This is a genomic window from Mycobacterium paraintracellulare (genome assembly GCF_000276825.1).
GTDB classification, from domain to species: domain Bacteria; phylum Actinomycetota; class Actinomycetes; order Mycobacteriales; family Mycobacteriaceae; genus Mycobacterium; species Mycobacterium intracellulare.
The window spans coordinates 4,157,560-4,174,943 of record NC_016948.1 but is presented as its reverse complement, the minus strand read 5'-3'; the positions used below and the strand labels follow the sequence as shown (position 1 = coordinate 4,174,943).

Genomic DNA, 17,384 nt, shown 5'->3' with positions numbered 1-17,384 from the left:
CGCATGGGACTGTCCACCACACGACTCGACGTCATCGACTGCACACCGTTGATCGGCAGCGAGATCAAGACCGATCTCGACACGCTGCTCAGTGGTCGCGAAGCCGAGGCGATCCGCGCGATCCTCGAGCAGCGCGGGGTGGTCTTCTTTCGCGGACTGCAGATCAGCGACGAGCAGCAGGTCACGATCGCGAAAACCCTTGGCAGCATTGTGCAGAACGAGGGTGAGGGCGGGATCTACAAGATCTCGCTCGACACGAACGTCAATCAGCGCGCCGAGTACCTGAAAGGCTCGCTGTTCTGGCATTTCGACGGTTCGCTGCAGCCCTATCCGAATCTGGCCACGCTGTTGCGCGCCATGAAACTGTCCGACTCCGGCGGTCAGACCGAGTTCTGCAACACCTACGCGGCCTACGAGGAGTTGCCGGAGGCCGACAAGGAGACGATCGCCGGCCTTCGGGTGGTGCATAGCGCGGAGCGCTCGCAGTACTACGTGCGACCCGAGATGAGCTACGAGGAGATCGCGTTCTGGCAGAAATCGCCTACGAAATCCTGCCCCATGGTGTGGACTCACCGATCGGGGCGTAAGTCGTTGCTGCTCGGTGCGACGGCGGATTACGTGATCGACCTGCCGGTGGAAGAAAGCCGCGCATTGCTTGCGCGCCTTCGTGACTGGGCGACCCAGCCGCGCTACGTCTACCGCCACGAGTGGCAGCTGGGCGACCTGCTCATGTGGGACAACACCGGGACCATGCACCGGGCGCTGCCGTATGCCGCTGACAGCGGTCGGCTCATGCACCGCACGGTCCTTGCCGGTGAAGAGCCGCTGGATTGAAACTCGGCATCGCTACACCCGTCGTCACGAACGTCGCCGGCGCGGCGTTGACGTGGGAGAAGACGGCCACCATCGAAGACATCGGTCGCGTCGCCGAAACGGCGGACGGCCTTGGCTATCACCACCTCACCTGCAGCGAGCACATCGGCATACCGTCGACCGAGGCCGCCCGCCGCGGCTCCCGATACTGGGACCCGCTGGCCACGCTCGGCTACGTGTCGGCGCGCACCAGCCGGATTCGGCTCGTCACGATGACCCTGGTGCTTGGCTATCACCACCCGCTCGCGATCGTAAAGCGTTATGGCACATTGGATCACGTCAGCGGCGGCCGGGTGATCCTGGGCGTCGGCGTCGGGAGCCTCAGGGAGGAATTCGACCTGCTGGGCGCGCCGTTCGACGACCGCGGTGCTCGTGCCGACGACGCCCTGAAGGCGCTGCGGGCGGCGTTGCCCACCAACGAGCCGGTGTATGACGGCGAGTACTACTCGTTCGGTGGGCTCACCATCGATCCCTGTGCGCTGCAGCCACATATGCCGATCTGGGTCGGCGGGCGCACCAAGCGGTCGTTGCGCCGTGCGCTCACGCTCGCCGACGGCTGGTGTCCGTACTACGTGTCCATTGCCACCGCCGCCGAGTGGCTGCGGGCGCGAGAGCTGCCGGACGGCTTCGAGGTCGTCTTGCCCGCGGACCAGCCACTGGACCCGGTGGGTGAGCCGGCGAAAACCGAAGACGCGTTGCACACCATCGCCGCCGCCGGGACCACCACGTTGTCGGCCAGGTTCATCCACCATTCGCTCGAGCACTACCTCGAACAGATTCACGCGCTGGCAGAGTTGCACGACAAAACGTTCTGACCGGGCAGCATCAGAACGGCCGCACCGCAGATCGCGGGAGTCTAATCTCCTCGCATGGACCGCATCTGGCAGTGGGCGTGGGATCGGTACGGGGCGAGGTACACCTGAGCGGGCGGCGTGATCGCATTCGTCATCTCGGTGCCGATCTACCTCACCCTTGTCTCGTATCCGATCGTCGTGTTCGAAAAGTCCGATCGCTACGTTGCAGCGGCGGCAGCCGTGTGGGACGCCGCTGTCTGGGCTGCCGCGTTGTCGGTCGTCGTCGGTGTGATCGCCGGAGCGAGTTGGTTGCGGCTACTCCAATACGGGAGCGTGGCTGCGACCTTGCATTGGCGGTCCAGTTGGTCGCGCTTCACAACAGCGTCGAGGCGGCATGGCGGCCCGCCGTCAACGTAGCCGCGCGCGTCGAGCAGCTAACCAGGACGACGGGCGACGCGATCCTGCTCACCCAGTCGTGCGTCGATGCGCCGGCTTCTCGACCTGTCGGCCTCGTCGATCGGGGGCCCCACACCCTCAAGGGCAAATCCGCAGCGGTGCAGGTCTTCACTCTGGAAAAAAAGAAGCTGGTCAGCGCCTTGACCCGCAAGAGGTGAAGTGCGCGGTCCTACGCAGCAAATTAAGATTCGGAGCGCAATCCCGGCGAGCCGTAGGAGACATTCGTGGCAGATGGATTGAAGGTCGATCCCGCCGCACTGCACGTCGGCAGCAACGACATGTTCAACGCGATCGGCGAGGCCGCGTTGGATTTCTTCAGCCATGAGGACGGCCTTGCGGCGGCCGCGCCCGGCTGGATCGGATCCTCGGAGCTGGCGCTGGGTGAGCTCGCGGCGCGCTGGCAGGCCCGCCACGACCACCACCAGCTGCAGGTGGACGGCCTGGGGTCGCACGTCGCCGAGGCGATGCTCGGCTACCTCACCAACGAGGACGAGTCGGCGCGAGCTTTTCGGTCGGTGCGGGAGTAGGGGCCACGAGTGGGGCAACTGACCCCCAATGACGTCAAGCGTTGGGATCTCGGCGCGATCCAGAAGGTGTTCGAGACCGCGAACGGACGCGCCAACACCTTGCAGGCGTTGGGGGAGAACCTCCAGCAGGTGCATAACGTTCTCAGCGGCTGGCAGGGGGAAGCCGGAGAGGCGTTTCGTGCTGACCTCGGTAAGGCTCGGCGTGACATCGAGGCCGACGGTCAGGAGTCCCGGCAGGTAGCCGCGGCGGTGGCACGCGCCGAGGGGGATGTGCGCGCATGCAAGCGCGAACTCGAGGACATCGAGCGGGCGCTGAGGCCAATGGCTGGACCATCACGCCGGACTGGCGAATTGACGTGGGCGACACGTGGATTGGGCGCGATCCCATAGAGTTCGCCGCGCAACAACAGCTGCTGCAGGATCAGCTCATAGCGTTGAACGTGCACGCCCACAGCGCCGATCACGAGCTTGCCACCGCCGTCCGCTTTGCCGTGGGCGAAGTCCCGCTGGATACCGGCGGTCATGCACCAAGTGGTGGCGCACCGCCGCAAGGTCCGCCCAATCCGGCAGCAGAGCGCAAGCCACGGACGTGGCAAGACATGTTGTTGTCCGATGGCCCGGCAGACGCTGGGCCGGACGGCGCCTCGCCGAAGGGCCCGTCTGTTCGCGCGGGCGCCGTTGGCAAGCCCCTGTCGCTGCAAGACATGCTGTTGCCGGCTGGACCTGCCGGACCCGGGCGCGGCGGTGTCCCGCCGCCGCGGCTGAACCCAGCAGATGTCGAGAGCTTCAAGGCGATGGCGCGCCAGACCATGATTCGCGACGGTGTGCCGCCGAATCAGATCGAGGCGCGGCTGAATGACGTTGTGAGCCAGACACAGCAGTGGATCGACAACGGGATGCCCAACTACGTTCCACCCGAGCCGAAGGCCCCGCCGCCACCGGGATTCTCCGAAGGCTTTAGTGACCGTTGGTTCGCTACCGAGCAGGGGATCAAAAACCTTTTCGGGCAGGGAGGCCCCGGAGCTCCAAGTGTGCTCAAGTCATGGGAGCAGATGCTCAAAGGCACCGCCGAGACGGCCCTGAACCCCGTGGGCACCGGACTCACGGAAATCAAGAGCGCAATAGACTCCCCAAGTCTCGCCTACTATTTGGGCGGCGAGACCTCCGACGCCGCCACCACGCTGCCCACGATGCTCTTCGGTGGCGAAGGAGCGATGGTTAGAGCGGGGCTCCCGGCTGAAGTCGTCACCGAAGGCGGTGCGCCATTGGCGGTTGTGCGGGGATGGAATCCCACGGGCGGGATGGCGTGGGACGATTTTGCGTCCCAGTTCGGCACCCCGGCATCGCGGAGCTACCCGTTGAACGATGGCTTCCCGTTAGGGTATGAACCCCAGCCCGCGCGCCTGCCTGAGGGTGCCATCATCGACCGGTTCGGATCCGAACACGGCCGCTACCTTGCGCCGGATGGCACCCCGTTCGCCGACCGCGCCTTGGCGCCAGAATCTGTGGGGGGCGCCTACAACCGATACATGGTGACGGGACAACCGCTGCCGCCGGGCTGGCAAGTCGTGGAAGGTCCTGTGCAACCGTATTATGGCCAGACGCCGTCGCCCGGCAGCCTTCAATACATGATCTTGGGTCCGGATGGCGTGGAACCATCGGTTTGGAAATTAGTCAGGTTAGGCATATTGGATGAATATGGACCGCGCCTTGGACGATAAATCTGCGGCACTTCAAAGTGAAATCGATCGTTTGTCGGAAAGGCTCGGCGTGCGTCCCATGCCGGTTGGCTTCCGGACGACCGATGGTTTGAACATTTTCGTTGCCGAGGACGGTTCCTACCACTACACCTTCTACGAGCGCGGAAAACTCGGCTTCGACCGGGCGGGCAGCCTCGATGACCTTCTCTACTGGTACATGCAAGGCGTGGTTACGAGCCAAGCGGCTAAACGAGTCGGAGACAGGGCACAACGCTTCAAATACGAGTACCAGGTGCTATGCCAGTTCAATACTGATTGGGCTATCAGAAATATTCGGGAAACTGCGGCATTGTTTCGCCGGTACGGCCAGCCAGAGGACATCGCCCTACTCCCTGACATCGGCGAACCGTTATGACGCCAGTAGGCCCCGCCTAGCTGTTGGTCCAGCGGTCGAAAGCAGCCTCCATGTCGGGACAGAATGTCCCGACGGCAGCGCCCATGATCTGACCCGCTTGCGCGGATGCGTAGCCGTTGCTCGCCACCGTCGGGTAGATGGTGTCGAAGTCGGTGCCGCCACGCGCTTGCTGGCAGACGTTGTTCCCGATGTCGACAATCCTGCCCGGATTGTCGTACGGCACATGCAACACGTTCAGTGTGTGCAGATAAGCGCCGACGGAGATGGGATCGGGGTCGGCGTGGGCTGTGGGCGCGAGCCACACCAGCCCGGTCAGCGATGCGGCAATCAGTGCCGACGGAGACAAGGCCTTGCCGTGGCCGATGCCGGCCGACACTCTCGGGTCCATGGACAGGGAGCGTAAATGCTGCGAAGCGCAGTTTTATGTGTTTTCGGCGATCCACGTAGTGGTGAAGCGCAGCATCTCGGGGATTCCCTCCGCCAAACCTGCCCCGATGGACTTTTCGAGTTTGCCGCCCACCAAAGGGATTTTGACGTTCACCTGAAGGGCGGCGCGCAGTTGCGAACCGCTGTCATCCGTCGGCGCCAGCCACGTATCCGCATGGCCTGATCCCAATCCGCCCGAAGCGGACACGGTGACCCGCCCACGCACCTGGCGATCGCTGTCCGGACGCCACGTCTCGGTCTGCACGATCTTCACCTCGCCGGTAACGAATTTGGCGACCAGCCCGGGCAGGAGCTGACGACCGAGGCGTTGAGTCGTGCGCACCGTCACCGTGCCGTCGGCGTCGGCCACCAGTGAATCCAAGGTGGTGTCGGCGGCGCCGGCCGCGATGCGGGCCAGCCAATAGTCCTCTCGGCCGAACGCGGCGTGAATCTGCTCAACGCTGGCGGGCGACTCGGTCAGGACGTCGAATGATCGCGACATATCGGACCATTCTTGCAGAGGCGGATCGTCCGAGGCGGTGAAGCCGCCCCGCATCTATGCGTCGGGACCAGATCCCAACAGCCGCAACGGATGCAAGCCATCGACGTTGCCGACGAACGGCGGGTGGATGCTGTAGCCGAGCATGCGGCGGATGTCGTCGGAGACCGTGCGCGCGATGTCGCGCGACACCGACAACGTATAGGCCTCCATCGGCCGCAGCCACGGCTCACAGTATTGAGCGGTGATGGCCAGCCGCTCGTGGGCGGTGTTGTTGGCACCCCCGCCATGCCAGAGGGTGCCGACGAAGAAGACGCAGGAGCCGGCGGGCATGACCACCGGCAACGCCTCGTCGTCGGAGTCCGGCCGGCGCTTGCCCCACCGGTGGCTCCCCGGGTACAGGACCGTGGCGCCGTTGTCGGCGGTGAAGTCGTCGATCGCCCAGATCGTGGCGGCCGCCAGCGGCGCGCGAGGGCGTGGAATCGGGTAAAAGCCGTCGTCATGGTGTGCCAGCTGTGCGGCCTCGCCGGGCTGAATGTTGATGGCCTGCAACGCCGAAAGCAGATAGTTGGGCATCAGCAACCGGTCGAGAGCGGCGAGCACCCGGGGATGGTCGACAAGCCGATCGCACGCCCGTGTCCTGCTCAGCACGCTGTAGATCCGCTGCGTACGCCGGCCCTCGAACGAGTTGCGTCCGGTATGCCCGAGCCACGGCCGCACGGTCTGGCGAATGTGCGCGCATTCTTCGGCGCTCAGCAGGTTCTCCCAGATGACGTAGCCGTCGCGGTCCAGGGCCGCCATGTCGGCTTCGGCGATCGCGCTGTCGATCGAACTTCCGCCCGTCGGCGTCCTCTTGTACCGCTGCGCCAGGTCGCCCCGAAGGTCCTCCAACGTGGTGACGGATTCGTCGTCGATGCTCATGGGTGCTCGTCCTTAGTCCACTGGCACTTCTGCCCAGACTAGGCCGAGTCCGGTTCGACTCACACCCCAATCGCCGGCGCGTTAACCCCGGAGGCCGGTGATGAAGCGTTGCACGCTTCGGCTCAGCGACCGCGGCACATGGTCGGGGTCCATCAGCTCGTTCTCGGCCAGCGGGCCCGCCTCATCGGCCACGGTGCGCTCGGTGAAGGGCTGCAACGTCTTGCCGTCGCCTCGAAGCGCCTCGACGGCCTTGTGCACCGACCGGTGTTCGGCGATCGCTCTGTTGAGCTCGCCAGGCGACACCCCTAAGTGCTCGGCCACCAAACCGTTTCGCACGGAGGCGATTTCACGGCGCACGTCATCGTCGGAACTTGCCGGCGGCGCCTCGATGGCCACATCGCATTCGCTGTCGAATCCCAATGACCGGTTGTTGAAATTCGACGACCCGATCCGCAGCAGCCGATCGTCGACCACCAGCACCTTGGAGTGGATGTAGATCGGCGCGCCGCGGTCGGTCACCGGCCAGTAGATGCCCAACCGGTCATGCTCGTCGGCCCCCCACAGCTGGTGAAGCAGGAGGTGGCGTGCGCTGTCCATCGTTCCCCGTTCGAGCGGGTTATTGCCTTTGCGCGCAAGAACGATGACGATCTCGGGGCCGTCGGCTTCCCGCAGCCGCGCCGCCAGGGCGTCGGCGATGGTGCGCGACGCCAGGTATTGGTTCTCCACGTAGATGGTGTCGCGGGCCGCCGCTATGGCGGCAAGGTTGAGCGCCTCGACCTCGCGGACCTCGGGGCGATCGTCCAGTTCGGGCAGGGTGAGAGCGATCCCGATGTCCACGTTGCGCAGCGTCGGTTCCAGCTTGCCGGGCCACGCGCTGTGCCGTGCCTCCACGGGCGCCAACGCTTGTTTCGTCGCCGTCTGCCACCGCGCCAACGCTTGCTCGCCAAGAGCCCGCGCCGCCGCACCGTCGACCGCCGCCGCGACGTCGTGCCGTGGCCCGTAGCTGCGGCGTGCCGTGCGGCGGTGGCGGTTGACATGCTCGTGGGCGCGGGTGTCCCAGCGGTCAAGGGTGAGGTCAATGCCGCCGCAGAAGGCCACCGCGTCGTCGACGACGACGATCTTCTGATGATGCACCGAGCCGAGCGGATGGGCGCCGTCGATGGCGAAATGCATTCGCTTACTGCTGATCTGGTTCACCAGCGATACCGGGGCAAGCCCATACCAGAGGCCATCGAAGGCCGGGAGCAGACGCAAATTGGACTTCAGCAGGTAGATGTCCAGACCCGGCCGCTTCCACAGCATCCAATAAAGGAAGGTGCCCAGCTGGTTCGGGCCGGGCAGCGTCTTGCGGCCGCGCTCGAACGTCACTCGGGAGTCGAAATCCCAGCCGATCAGCATGATTCGGCGGCGGGCGCGCAGCATCGCCGCCTTGACGTGTTTGAAGTAGTCCGCCGCATCGACGATGGGGGCGAACTTGTCGGCACGCGCCGTACGCCAGCACGTCTGGCCGGGACTCAGCAGTCGATCGTCGTGCACCGCTGGGGCTCTCAACAGGGTTGATGGGTCAGCGCGGACATAGCCACTGTGTACCACACCCAGGCCCTTCGCCCAGGTGGCCAAGGGCTGCCGGCGCCAGGACCGCGGCTCTGTACCAAGATGAAAGCCATGCGCATCCCTGTAGTGCTTGCGGGCTTCGTCGTCTTCATCGGTGTGGCCACGCCTGCGCACGCCGATCCGGCCGGCAATTCGGCCGCGGATGTGAGCTTCCTGACCGCGCTCAACAAGGCCGGCATCACCTATGAGAGCCCCGCCACCGCGGTCGGGGTCGGCAAAAGGGCGTGCGAGCTGATGGACCAAGGCCATCCCCAGGTCGACGTCATCCACAACGTGTCGTCGAGCAATCCGGGGTTCACCGTGGACGGCGCCGCGCAGTTCACCATGATCGCCGCGAGCGCTTACTGCCCCCAGCACCTAGGGCAGCCGGTTACACCGACTGGAAGCTGAGCTCCACCTCGGAGCGGGTGCGGACCTGATCGGTGCCGGGCACGTAGATCGGCACGGTGTGGGGAACGGTGGTGCCTCCTTTGACCCGGGCCTGGGCCTGCCGAAACTCCGGTGTCGGGCCCGCCGCGGCGTTGATCCCGTTGATGATCGACCACACCGCGGTACGACGGGCGGTGCGTTCGATGATGTTGGGGTCACGGTGCTGCAGCAGCTGCTTGGCCCATTTCGGCATCGTGTCGCGAATGGCCCAATCGACGGCCGCCTGCGGCATGGGGACGTTGGGGCCGGTGCCCATCGCTTTCCCATGAGTCACAGCCAATTTCGGCAAGTACGACTCCAGGCACTCGAGCGTCTCGGCCTTGGTGGTCGGCAGATCGGTACCGCCCAGGGCGTGTCCGACCCGGACGAACTCGCCGTAATAGCGGTCGAGGTTCTTGCCGCGCAACGGCATTGGGTGATAAAGCTCGTGCGCGGTGGCCAGCCCCCAGACGACCGTCGCGTAGTTCCATCGCAGCCACTCGGGATCGTCGGCGTCGTAGCGGGCTCCGTCGGGACGGGTGCCCTTGATGGTGTGATGCATCGCGCGCACGGACGTCGCCAGGCGCTCGGCGGTTTCCGTCGACCCGTACGCCGTGCCGATGAAGAAGGCGACCGAGTGGCCCAGCCGCGTCGCGGCGCCCTCGGGGTCGATCTGCGGCACGCGCGATATCGGGTTTCCGTTGCTGTCGCGCTTGATCAGGCGCGAATGGTGCATGCCCATCCAGTAGATCGACGGGTCCAGGGATTCCATGAAGGCGGCGCAATACAGGCCGAAGATCAAGGCGGGCAGGTGCGAATGCACGCGCCACACGGCGCTGTCGGGACCGAACCAGCCCGGATCGCCGACGGGCGCGGCGAATTCCATGCCGCGGAAGAAGCGCCGCCGCATGGTGTCGTCCAACCGCTTGTTGATCATCTGCCCGACTATCTGGTGTGGCAGGAACACGAATCACTCCCTCGGGACTTCTGGTCACGACTGTAACCAGAATATGTTTTGGTTACGGGTGTGACAAGACCCGCGCCGTGTCGACCTACGCTGTAGGGATGTCGAGTCCCACCCGGTGGGCCGGTGTACCGCTCAAGGACCGCCGCGCCGAGCGTCGTGCGCTGCTCGTCGAGGCCGCGTATCGCCTGTTCGGCAGCGGGGGCGAGGCCGCCGTCTCGGTGCGCTCGGTCTGCCGGGAGTGCGGGTTGAATACCCGGTATTTCTACGAGAGCTTCGGCGACACCGACGATCTGCTCGGCGCGGTGTACGACCGGGTGAGTGAGCAGCTCGCCGAGGTGATCGCGGCCGCTATCGAGGAGGCGGGGGATTCGCTGGGCGCGCGCACCCGCGCCGGCATCGCGGCCGTGCTGGGCTTCTCCTCGGCCGATCCGCGGCGCGGCCGCGTGTTGTTCACCGATGCGCGCACCAACCCGGTGCTGGCCGCTCGCCGCCGCGCCACCCAGGACATGTTGCGCCAGGGGGTACTGACCGAGGGCTGGCGTCTCAACCCGGGTTCCGATCCGGTGGCCGCCGAGGTCGCCGCGGCGATGTACACCGGCGCGATGGCCGAGCTTGCCCAGCAGTGGCTCGCCGGTCATTTGGGCAATGATCTCGACGCGGTCGTCGATTACGCTTTGAAGCTGGTGTTGCGGTAGCGGGGAGTGCGGTGATGGGCCAAATCGAACATGCGATGGACCCGGTACGGCGCGTCCTCGGGCGCAAGGTCAGCATCGGCGGGCTGATCGAGCTGGCCGTGTGGCTCGCGATTCCCTACCTCTGTATCGGTTTCGCGTGGACCGTTTTTCACCCCGAGCAGACCCAGCGAATTCACGCAAGGATAGAAGTGGTGTCACCCGCCGCCGCCGACGCCTTCGCCTTCGGTGTGGCCACGGTGCTGTGGCCGGCCGCGCTGCAGATCGCCGACGCATGCCCGGCGCCATGACCGGCATTCGGAGCGAATGCGTGCGCGAGACGGGCTTTTGCTCCTAGGCTCAGGGACCATGTCAATCGACCGGTTCGGCCTCTCCGCGGGCACCATTCGGCTCGCCTCTGGCGTTTCGTTTCTCGTTGACCCCCTGCGCGCAAACAAATTGTGGGGCGACCCCGAGGAGCCGACGCCGACGGCGCAACTGTTGTTGCGATCGATGGGTTATCGCGACGCGCTGATCGGTGCACTGCTGGCCGGCGCGGCGCTGCGCGGCAAGAACACCCGCGGCTGGTTCCTGGCCTCCGCCGGAGCCGACGTGGCCGACCTGGTCGGCGGGTTGAGCGTGCACAGCGAGTTGAAGCCCTCGCAGCAACTGATCGGCCTGGGCGGCGCCGTCGTCGGGATCGTCACTGGGCTGTGGGGCGCGGTACGTCCGGCCAGGCGGACGGGCGAAGCGCCAGAGCCTGCCTGAGCGCTGACAGCCGAGCGGAGATGCTGTTGACTGAGCGGCATGGGTTTCGGTGTGCTGACATTTGTTACCGACGAGGGCATCGCTCCGGCGGACTTGGGTAAGGCGCTCGAGCAGCGCGGTTTTGAATCGCTCTTTCTCGCCGAGCACTCGCACATTCCGGTCGACGCGAAAACTCCGTACCCCAGCGGGGGACCGATTCCGCGAAAGTACTACCGCACACTCGATCCGTTTGTCGCGCTGACGGCGGCGGCGGCCGTCACCGAGAGGCTCCTCGTGGGCACCGGCATCGCGTTGGTGCCGCAGCGCGATCCGATCCACGTCGCCAAGGAGGTTGCGTCGCTGGACCTGGTGTCGCAGGGTCGATTCCGCTTCGGCGTGGGCGTGGGGTGGCTGCGCGAAGAGATCGCCAACCACGGCGTCGATCCCGCGGTCCGGGGACGCGTGGTCGACGAGCGCCTCGACGCGATGATCCAGATCTGGACGAGCGAAAAGGCCGAATTTCATGGTGAATTCGTGGACTTCGACCCCATCTACAGCTGGCCCAAGCCCGTGCAGCAACCGTATCCGCCGCTGTATCTGGGCTGTGGACCCGCGGGCTTCAAACGCATCGCCCGGCTCAACGCGGGCTGGCTCTCGATGACAGGCTCGGCGGGAGAGCTAGCACCGCAGCTGGACCAACTGCGCGAGCTGGTCGGCCGGGACGTGCCGGTGATCCACTTCCACGGCGGGGAGGCCACGGCGGCTGAGCTCGAGGGCTACCGAGATCTGGGATTGCAACACCTCTTGGTGAACCTGCCGACGGAACCGCGGGATCAGACGCTGCAACGCCTCGATGAGTTGCAGGACGAGTTCGCTAAGCTAGCGTAAGGCTAAGTGCCGCAGAAGGTTTGGTACTTCCCGAAGTCCTCGGGGGCGGGACTGGCGTAGCGCTCCCAACCGGGCCGTTCCACGTACGGCTCGGTCACCGCCGCCAGGAGCCGCTCGACGGGCGCGAGATCGCCGTCCGTCGCCGCGGTGAGGGCCTCCTCGACCAGATGGTTGCGCGGGATATAGATCGGGTTGGTGCGATCCATCGCGTCGGCGTCGGGGCGCAATGCTTGCCAGCGCGCCAACCACGCGTCAAAGCCGGCCAGGTCCATGAACAGTCCGCGCGCGGGCTCCGCGTCGCCTCGCGCCACATGGCTGAGCTGTCGGAAGAACGACGTGTAGTCGACGTGGTTCTGTTTGAGCAGAAGGAGTAGCTCCTCGACCAAGGCCGTGGCGAATTCGGCGTCGACGCCGGCGGAGAGGCCGAGTTTGGCCCGCATGCCCGAGGTCCACACCGCGTCGTAGCGGGCTTGGAACACCCCGAACGACTGCTCCGCCAGTGCGATGGACTCCTCGCTGCTGTCCGACAGCAACGGAAGGAGTGTCTCGGCGAAGCGCGCGAGGTTCCAACCGGCGATGACCGGCTGGTTGCCGTAGGCGTAGCGGCCCCAGAAATCGATCGAACTGTAGACCGTGTCCGGGTCGTAGGCGTCCATGAACGCGCAGGGACCATAGTCGATCGTTTCCCCGGAGATCGTCATGTTGTCGGTGTTCATCACCCCGTGAACGAACCCGACCAACATCCACTGGGCGATCAGCGCGGCCTGGACCGCGACGACCGCTTCGAACAATGCGAGATAAGGGCGTTCGGCCTCGGCCGCGGCGGGATGGTGGCGGGCGATTGCATGGTCGGTGAGGCGGCGCAGCAGGTCCTTGTTGCCGGTGGCCGCGGCGTATTGGAAGCTGCCCACCCGCAGGTGGCTGCTGGCCACCCGGGTCAGCACGGCGCCCGGCAGTGTGGTCTCGCGATACACCGGGCGGCCGGTGCCGACCACGGCCAACGACCGTGTCGTCGGAACGCCCAACGCGTGCATCGCCTCGCTGACGATGTATTCGCGCAGCATCGGTCCGACGGCCGCCAGGCCGTCCCCGCCCCGGGCGAACGGTGTGGCTCCGGAGCCTTTCAGGTGGATGTCGCGCAGCCGCCCGTCGGTGTCGACGAGCTCGCCGAGGAGCAGCGCGCGCCCGTCGCCCAATCGAGGGACGAAGCCGCCGAATTGATGCCCCGCATAGGCCTGGGCGACGGGGGCGGCCCCGCTGGGCACCAGGTTGCCCGTCAGGAAGCGCAGCCCGTCGTCGCCGCGCAGCCAGGCTGCGTCGAGCCCGAGGCTCTCGGCGAGCCGGTCGTTGAGCACGAGCAACCGCAACCCGGGAAATGTCTCGGCTTGCCAGCGGACCGCCATTTCCGGCAATTCGCGGAAGAACCGGTCTTGCAGGGCAACGGTGGTGTCCGGGGCAACGCTCATTTGATCGAGCCTACGGAAACTCAGCCGACGGCATGTCCGATGAGGTCGCGGGCGCGATCGAGCATGGAGGCAAACGGGCCGAGTGCAAAGTTCAGCTTTGCCGACTCGACGCCTGGGTGGGGGTGGGTCGGCGCGATGGCTTCGGCGGCGCGCACCGCCGTGCCCATCCGCTTGAGATCGTCGTCGTCGAGCTGGCGTGTGAGGACCGGGAATTCCTCGGTCTCCTCCTGCTTGGCGTGCTCGAGCACGGCCTCGCGCAGTTTGGTGAGTTCGTCGATGAACCGCTGCGAGGTGACGTCGAGCTGCTCGATCTGCGACAGCAGCTCCTTGGCCCCATGCTCTTCATTCAGGCGGGCGTCGACGATGGCGTCGCCGTCGTCGGCCTCCTTGCGTGCGCGCGGGTGCACGATCATTTCCTCGGCGGTTTCATGGACCGCCAGCAGTTGGCGCAGCGCCGCGAACGGCTCTTCCCGCGCTTTGGGATCCGTAGCGTGCAGCACCTGGTCAAACATGTCCTCGATGAGGTTGTGCTGTGCTTTCAGGAACGCGACGACCTCGTCGGGTGACTGGATAATCATGTCGGCCATCGCCGATACCTCCAGTGATCGGGAGTTGTGAAACGCACGCTGGGCTGTGTGCGGCTTGGCGAGGTATACCCGCTGCAGAAACGGCCAAACGGCGCCCCGCGGTGCGGGACGCCGTTCGGCAGGGCTAACTGAAACCGGGATACGTTGGGAAACAATATATTTCGTCGCCAAACCCGGTGCCCACAGGTCGGCGAAGGGGCTAGACGCCGCGGTCGCGAGGGGTGGTCGGTGCGACGCCGGGCCGCGCGGCGGCGTCCTTGCGGCGCATCAGCCCGGCAAGCCCGCCCAAGCCGAGGAGGCCGAGAAGGCCCCACAGTCCGCTGTTGTCGCTGTGCTGACTATTGTCGTTGTCCGCCAACGTCGTTGTGGTCGGCGACGGCGCCGGGGCGCTCGGAACGGCGGCATTGGCGACACCTGCTCCACCGAACAACAGCGCCCCGGTGGTTGAAACGATTGCAATGGCCCTACGCATGTTTACTCCTAATGGGTTTTCTCGGTCGCGGCCAGACGGCTGATCGAGAGGCATTTGGGGACCAGGGTGCTCTAGTCTCCGCAGGAAACGGCGTCGGCCGGCGGCCGCGACGTCCAGGAAGGTGGCTACCCCGGGCGGCCACGGCGAAACTCGGCGGCGGGTGCGTTTCGTTTGCTGGCCCGTCCGGCGATTCGCCGCTCCGCTCAGGAACTCCGCGGGCGGCGCGGCCGAGGCGTCAGCACGTCCGCGGGGGATTGCCCGACCAGTTGTTCGGGACATCGCTACGGTTAAGGGGCACACGCCCGCCGTTCGAAACCACGAGAAGACGACAGATCAGCGAAATGTACGAACAGGTCAACAGCAGCGCCGCCGCACCCGAAGACATCGGCTCTCGCATCGACCCGGTACTGGCCCGAAGCTGGCTACTGGTCAACGGCACGCATCCCGACCGGTTCCAGTCCGCGGTGGACTCGCGCGCCGACATCGTCGTTTTCGACATCGAGGACGCGGTCGCGCCCAAGGACAAGCACGTCGCGCGCGACAACGTGGTGAGTTGGCTGGGCGCCGGCAACGTGGACTGGGTCCGCATCAACGGCTTCGGCACCCCCTGGTGGGCGGACGACCTGGCCGCCCTGGCCGCTACCCCGGTCGGCGGGGTGATGCTGGCGATGGTCGAATCGGTCGACCACGTCACCGAGACCGCGAAGCGGCTGCCCGACGTGCCGATCGTGGCCCTGGTCGAAACGGCCCGAGGCCTCGAGCGCATCACCGAGATCGCCGCGACCAAGGGAACCTTCCGGCTGGCGTTCGGTATCGGGGACTTCCGCCGCGACACCGGCTTCGGGGACGACCCGGCGACGCTGGCCTACACGCGATCTCGCTTCACCATCGCCTCCAAGGCCGCCGACCTGCCCAGCGCGATCGACGGCCCGACCATCGGCTCCAATCCGCTGAAACTGATCGAGGCCACGGCGGTCTCCACCCAGTTCGGGATGACCGGCAAGATCTGCCTGACACCCGACCAGTGCGCCGTCGTCAATGAGGGTCTGTCGCCGTCGCAGGACGAAATTTCTTGGGCGAAAGAGTTTTTCGCCGAGTTCGAACGTGACGGGGGAGAGATCCGCAACGGCTCCGATCTGCCCCGCATCGCTCGGGCGACCAAGATCCTCGAGCTGGCTCGCGCGTACGGTATCGAGGCGTTGGACATCGACGAGGAAGAGCGCGATCACTCACCCGCGCCGTCGGACACCTATCACTACTGAGTGTCAGGCCGCATGTCGCGCGAGCGCGACGCCGACGCGGACTTCGAGCTTGCTCATCGTGATGGTGGGGCCGCGCGGCGGCGCCGTCGAACAGTAGGTTGTGCCCGTGGGCGTCGTGAAAAGCGCCGTATGGGTGTGGTTTTCGTCGACGCTCGTGCTCACCCGCCACCCCGCATTTTCCTTGACGTAGTTGCAGTGTTCGCACAATCCGAGGCCGTTGTCCGCGGTGGTCGGGCCGCCGTCGGCCCACGGCTGCGCGTGGTCGCGGTGCCTGATCGGCGCGTCGCAGTAGGGAGTGCGGCAGTGTTGATCGCGGAGCCCGATGAACGCGGCCAGGCCCTGCGGGAAGAGTCGCGCTCGTGACTCCATGGCCACCAGCGCCCCGGATTGGGGATGCGTGTAGAGCCTGCGCAGGGTCGCTCGCGAACGTCGATCGGCGGCGGCCTCGGCGACCATGCTGCGCGCGACCGACGCGGGGATGGGGCCGTAGCCGGCGACGTCAGCCGGCGCATCGTCACCGCCGAGCAGCGTCTCGTCGGTCAGCGCGAGGTTGACCGCGACCGGGGTGGGGACCGTTGCGCTGCGGCCGGTGACCCTTTCCACCAGGGTGTCGGCCATCACCTGCCCGCGCGTTCGCCCGTCGCCGCAGGTGTCTGCCTCGCGGCGCAGCGTGGCATACACCGAAACCCCCTGAGCCACCGGCAATAACGCGGTGACATAGCTCATGGTGTCGGGCGCCGGGCGGATGGTGACGGTGCGGTCTTCCTCGGCCTTGGCCGCCCGCTCGACGATGGCGTGCGGATCGAGCCGGTAGGCGATCGCCTTCGCGGCCGCGGCCACTCGCGCGTCGCCCATGCCGCTCAGGCTCGACGGGTCGGCACACATCTCCGCGTCCAAGGCGCGACGGTCCTCGACGTCCAGGCATGCGCTCTCGCGCACGATCAGCGTCGCCCGCCACTCCGACAGGGCCCCGCATTCCAGGGCGGCCAGCGTATGCGGCATCTCGTGCACCAGGGCTTTGGCGAAACCGAGATGCCGGCCGCCCCGCGCGGGGGAGTCCCGTCGCGCCAGGGCAACCTCGCTTGCCACGCCGCGTCCGCGGCGCGCGGCGGGCACCCCGGTGGCCGCTTCGGTGGCTCGACGCGCCGCGTCCAGGGCGGCCGCCGCCCGGGCCTGGCCGGCGGCCGCCGCGGACTTGAGCATTTCCAGCTCGGCGATACGCTCTACCAGCGACGATTCGTCGGCTGCCGGATCGACGGCCGTCAATTCCTCGAACATACTTTCGATAGTAATTGTGCCCACTGACAAGCGGGCCCGTGGCTACTCTGGGCATGTGAGCCCCAGAGGGCGGATCCGAGTCGTGCGGGTCTACGACGACGTCAGCGCTGACGAGGGCCAGCGCGTGCTGGTCGATCGGGTCTGGCCGCGCGGCATGCGCAAAGACGACCCGCGGGTGGGCATCTGGTGCAAGGAGGTCGCACCCTCGAAGGACCTCCGCGAGTGGTACCAACACCGGGCCGAACGATTCGACGAGTTCACCTCGCGTTACGAGGCGGAACTGCGCGACAGCGCCGCGCTGGCGGAGTTGCGCAAGCTTGCCAAGCGGGTTCCGGTCACGTTGGTCACGGCCACCCGCGAGGTGGACATCAGCCAGGCGGTCGTCCTGGCGAAGCTCCTCGGAGCCCACTGAC

At 66.3% G+C, this 17,384-nt stretch carries 21 protein-coding genes and 2 pseudogenes; 14 read left to right on the top strand and 9 right to left on the bottom strand.

Annotation, left to right across the window (positions count from 1 at the left end; translation table 11 throughout):
* Positions 1 to 3 precede the first annotated feature (3 nt).
* From OCQ_RS19265 to OCQ_RS19240, 7 genes and pseudogenes are all read left to right on the top strand, one after another.
* Entirely contained in the window at positions 4 to 834 is an 831-nt protein-coding gene (locus OCQ_RS19265) for a TauD/TfdA dioxygenase family protein (protein ID WP_014380832.1), read from the top strand.
* Entirely contained in the window at positions 831 to 1,688 is an 858-nt protein-coding gene (locus tag OCQ_RS19260) for a TIGR03619 family F420-dependent LLM class oxidoreductase (RefSeq protein WP_014385551.1), read from the top strand. The genes OCQ_RS19265 and OCQ_RS19260 overlap by 4 nt, the downstream gene beginning before the upstream one ends.
* Before the next feature lie 383 nt (positions 1,689 to 2,071).
* A pseudogene (locus tag OCQ_RS26920) lies at positions 2,072 to 2,267 on the top strand (adenylate/guanylate cyclase domain-containing protein); the annotation flags it as partial.
* 80 nt (positions 2,268 to 2,347) lie between these two features.
* Positions 2,348 to 2,650 (top strand): RNA 2'-phosphotransferase, encoded by a 303-nt coding sequence (locus OCQ_RS19250; protein ID WP_225326442.1) that lies wholly within the window; start codon positions 2,348 to 2,350, stop codon positions 2,648 to 2,650.
* Positions 2,651 to 2,659: 9 nt separating this feature from the next.
* The gene (locus OCQ_RS26655) at positions 2,660 to 3,040 is read left to right on the top strand and encodes a hypothetical protein (RefSeq protein ID WP_014385549.1); all 381 of its coding nucleotides are present in this window, start codon (positions 2,660 to 2,662) and stop codon (positions 3,038 to 3,040) included.
* Positions 3,041 to 3,564: 524 nt separating this feature from the next.
* Positions 3,565 to 4,371: pseudogene (locus OCQ_RS27355) on the top strand (TNT domain-containing protein); the annotation flags it as partial.
* A gap of 58 nt (positions 4,372 to 4,429) precedes the next feature.
* Positions 4,430 to 4,765, top strand: coding sequence for a hypothetical protein (locus OCQ_RS19240; RefSeq protein ID WP_041785145.1), 336 nt, complete (start codon positions 4,430 to 4,432; stop codon positions 4,763 to 4,765).
* Between the two features lie 16 nt (positions 4,766 to 4,781).
* Here the strand turns inward: OCQ_RS19240 and OCQ_RS19235 are convergent, their stop codons facing one another.
* From OCQ_RS19235 to OCQ_RS19220, 4 genes are all read right to left on the bottom strand, one after another.
* On the bottom strand, positions 4,782 to 5,141 hold the full coding sequence (locus OCQ_RS19235) for a DUF732 domain-containing protein (RefSeq protein ID WP_014385547.1): 360 nt from the start codon (positions 5,139 to 5,141) through the stop codon (positions 4,782 to 4,784).
* Positions 5,142 to 5,186: 45 nt separating this feature from the next.
* Positions 5,187 to 5,693, bottom strand: a complete 507-nt coding sequence (locus tag OCQ_RS19230; RefSeq protein WP_014385546.1) for a DUF2505 domain-containing protein — start codon at positions 5,691 to 5,693, stop codon at positions 5,187 to 5,189.
* 54 nt (positions 5,694 to 5,747) lie between these two features.
* Positions 5,748 to 6,611, bottom strand: a complete 864-nt coding sequence (locus tag OCQ_RS19225) for a phytanoyl-CoA dioxygenase family protein (RefSeq protein WP_008259328.1) — start codon at positions 6,609 to 6,611, stop codon at positions 5,748 to 5,750.
* Positions 6,612 to 6,692: 81 nt separating this feature from the next.
* Positions 6,693 to 8,147, bottom strand: a complete 1,455-nt coding sequence (locus tag OCQ_RS19220; protein WP_009955139.1) for a phospholipase D-like domain-containing protein — start codon at positions 8,145 to 8,147, stop codon at positions 6,693 to 6,695.
* 129 nt (positions 8,148 to 8,276) lie between these two features.
* Between OCQ_RS19220 and OCQ_RS19215 the strand changes: the two genes are divergently transcribed.
* Entirely contained in the window at positions 8,277 to 8,615 is a 339-nt protein-coding gene (locus OCQ_RS19215; protein ID WP_014942721.1) for a DUF732 domain-containing protein, read from the top strand.
* On the opposite strand, the gene OCQ_RS19210 is transcribed toward OCQ_RS19215, so the two are convergent.
* Positions 8,596 to 9,600: an oxygenase MpaB family protein gene (locus OCQ_RS19210; protein ID WP_014380821.1), complete on the bottom strand. Its 1,005-nt coding sequence runs from the start codon at positions 9,598 to 9,600 to the stop codon at positions 8,596 to 8,598. The two genes, OCQ_RS19215 and OCQ_RS19210, sit on opposite strands and share 20 nt — an antisense overlap.
* Before the next feature lie 98 nt (positions 9,601 to 9,698).
* On the opposite strand from OCQ_RS19210, the gene OCQ_RS19205 reads away from it, so the two are divergent.
* The 4 genes from OCQ_RS19205 to OCQ_RS19190 are packed head-to-tail and all read left to right on the top strand — an operon-like array spanning position 9,699 to position 11,906.
* Positions 9,699 to 10,295, top strand: coding sequence for a TetR/AcrR family transcriptional regulator (locus OCQ_RS19205; RefSeq protein ID WP_009955143.1), 597 nt, complete (start codon positions 9,699 to 9,701; stop codon positions 10,293 to 10,295).
* 14 nt (positions 10,296 to 10,309) lie between these two features.
* Positions 10,310 to 10,582, top strand: a complete 273-nt coding sequence (locus OCQ_RS19200) for a hypothetical protein (RefSeq protein ID WP_008259319.1) — start codon at positions 10,310 to 10,312, stop codon at positions 10,580 to 10,582.
* A 58-nt stretch (positions 10,583 to 10,640) separates the two neighbouring features.
* Positions 10,641 to 11,039, top strand: coding sequence for a DUF4267 domain-containing protein (locus OCQ_RS19195; protein WP_009955144.1), 399 nt, complete (start codon positions 10,641 to 10,643; stop codon positions 11,037 to 11,039).
* 39 nt (positions 11,040 to 11,078) lie between these two features.
* A complete protein-coding gene (locus tag OCQ_RS19190) occupies positions 11,079 to 11,906 on the top strand; it encodes an LLM class F420-dependent oxidoreductase (protein ID WP_014385545.1) in 828 nt (275 codons plus the stop codon).
* A 2-nt stretch (positions 11,907 to 11,908) separates the two neighbouring features.
* Here OCQ_RS19190 and OCQ_RS19185 read toward each other — a convergent pair whose 3' ends face one another.
* From OCQ_RS19185 to OCQ_RS19175, 3 genes are all read right to left on the bottom strand, one after another.
* Positions 11,909 to 13,372, bottom strand: coding sequence for a protein adenylyltransferase SelO (locus OCQ_RS19185; RefSeq protein WP_014385544.1), 1,464 nt, complete (start codon positions 13,370 to 13,372; stop codon positions 11,909 to 11,911).
* A gap of 20 nt (positions 13,373 to 13,392) precedes the next feature.
* A complete protein-coding gene (locus OCQ_RS19180; RefSeq protein ID WP_008259311.1) occupies positions 13,393 to 13,959 on the bottom strand; it encodes a hemerythrin domain-containing protein in 567 nt (188 codons plus the stop codon).
* A gap of 199 nt (positions 13,960 to 14,158) precedes the next feature.
* Positions 14,159 to 14,431 (bottom strand): WGxxGxxG family protein, encoded by a 273-nt coding sequence (locus OCQ_RS19175; protein WP_014380816.1) that lies wholly within the window; start codon positions 14,429 to 14,431, stop codon positions 14,159 to 14,161.
* Between the two features lie 341 nt (positions 14,432 to 14,772).
* Between OCQ_RS19175 and OCQ_RS19170 the strand changes: the two genes are divergently transcribed.
* On the top strand, positions 14,773 to 15,693 hold the full coding sequence (locus OCQ_RS19170; RefSeq protein WP_041785142.1) for an HpcH/HpaI aldolase/citrate lyase family protein: 921 nt from the start codon (positions 14,773 to 14,775) through the stop codon (positions 15,691 to 15,693).
* Between the two features lie 3 nt (positions 15,694 to 15,696).
* On the opposite strand, the gene OCQ_RS19165 is transcribed toward OCQ_RS19170, so the two are convergent.
* Positions 15,697 to 16,971: an HNH endonuclease gene (locus tag OCQ_RS19165; RefSeq protein ID WP_014385542.1), complete on the bottom strand. Its 1,275-nt coding sequence runs from the start codon at positions 16,969 to 16,971 to the stop codon at positions 15,697 to 15,699.
* Between the two features lie 55 nt (positions 16,972 to 17,026).
* On the opposite strand from OCQ_RS19165, the gene OCQ_RS19160 reads away from it, so the two are divergent.
* Positions 17,027 to 17,383, top strand: a complete 357-nt coding sequence (locus tag OCQ_RS19160; RefSeq protein WP_041297978.1) for a DUF488 domain-containing protein — start codon at positions 17,027 to 17,029, stop codon at positions 17,381 to 17,383.
* The last annotated feature ends 1 nt before the right edge of the window (position 17,384 follow it).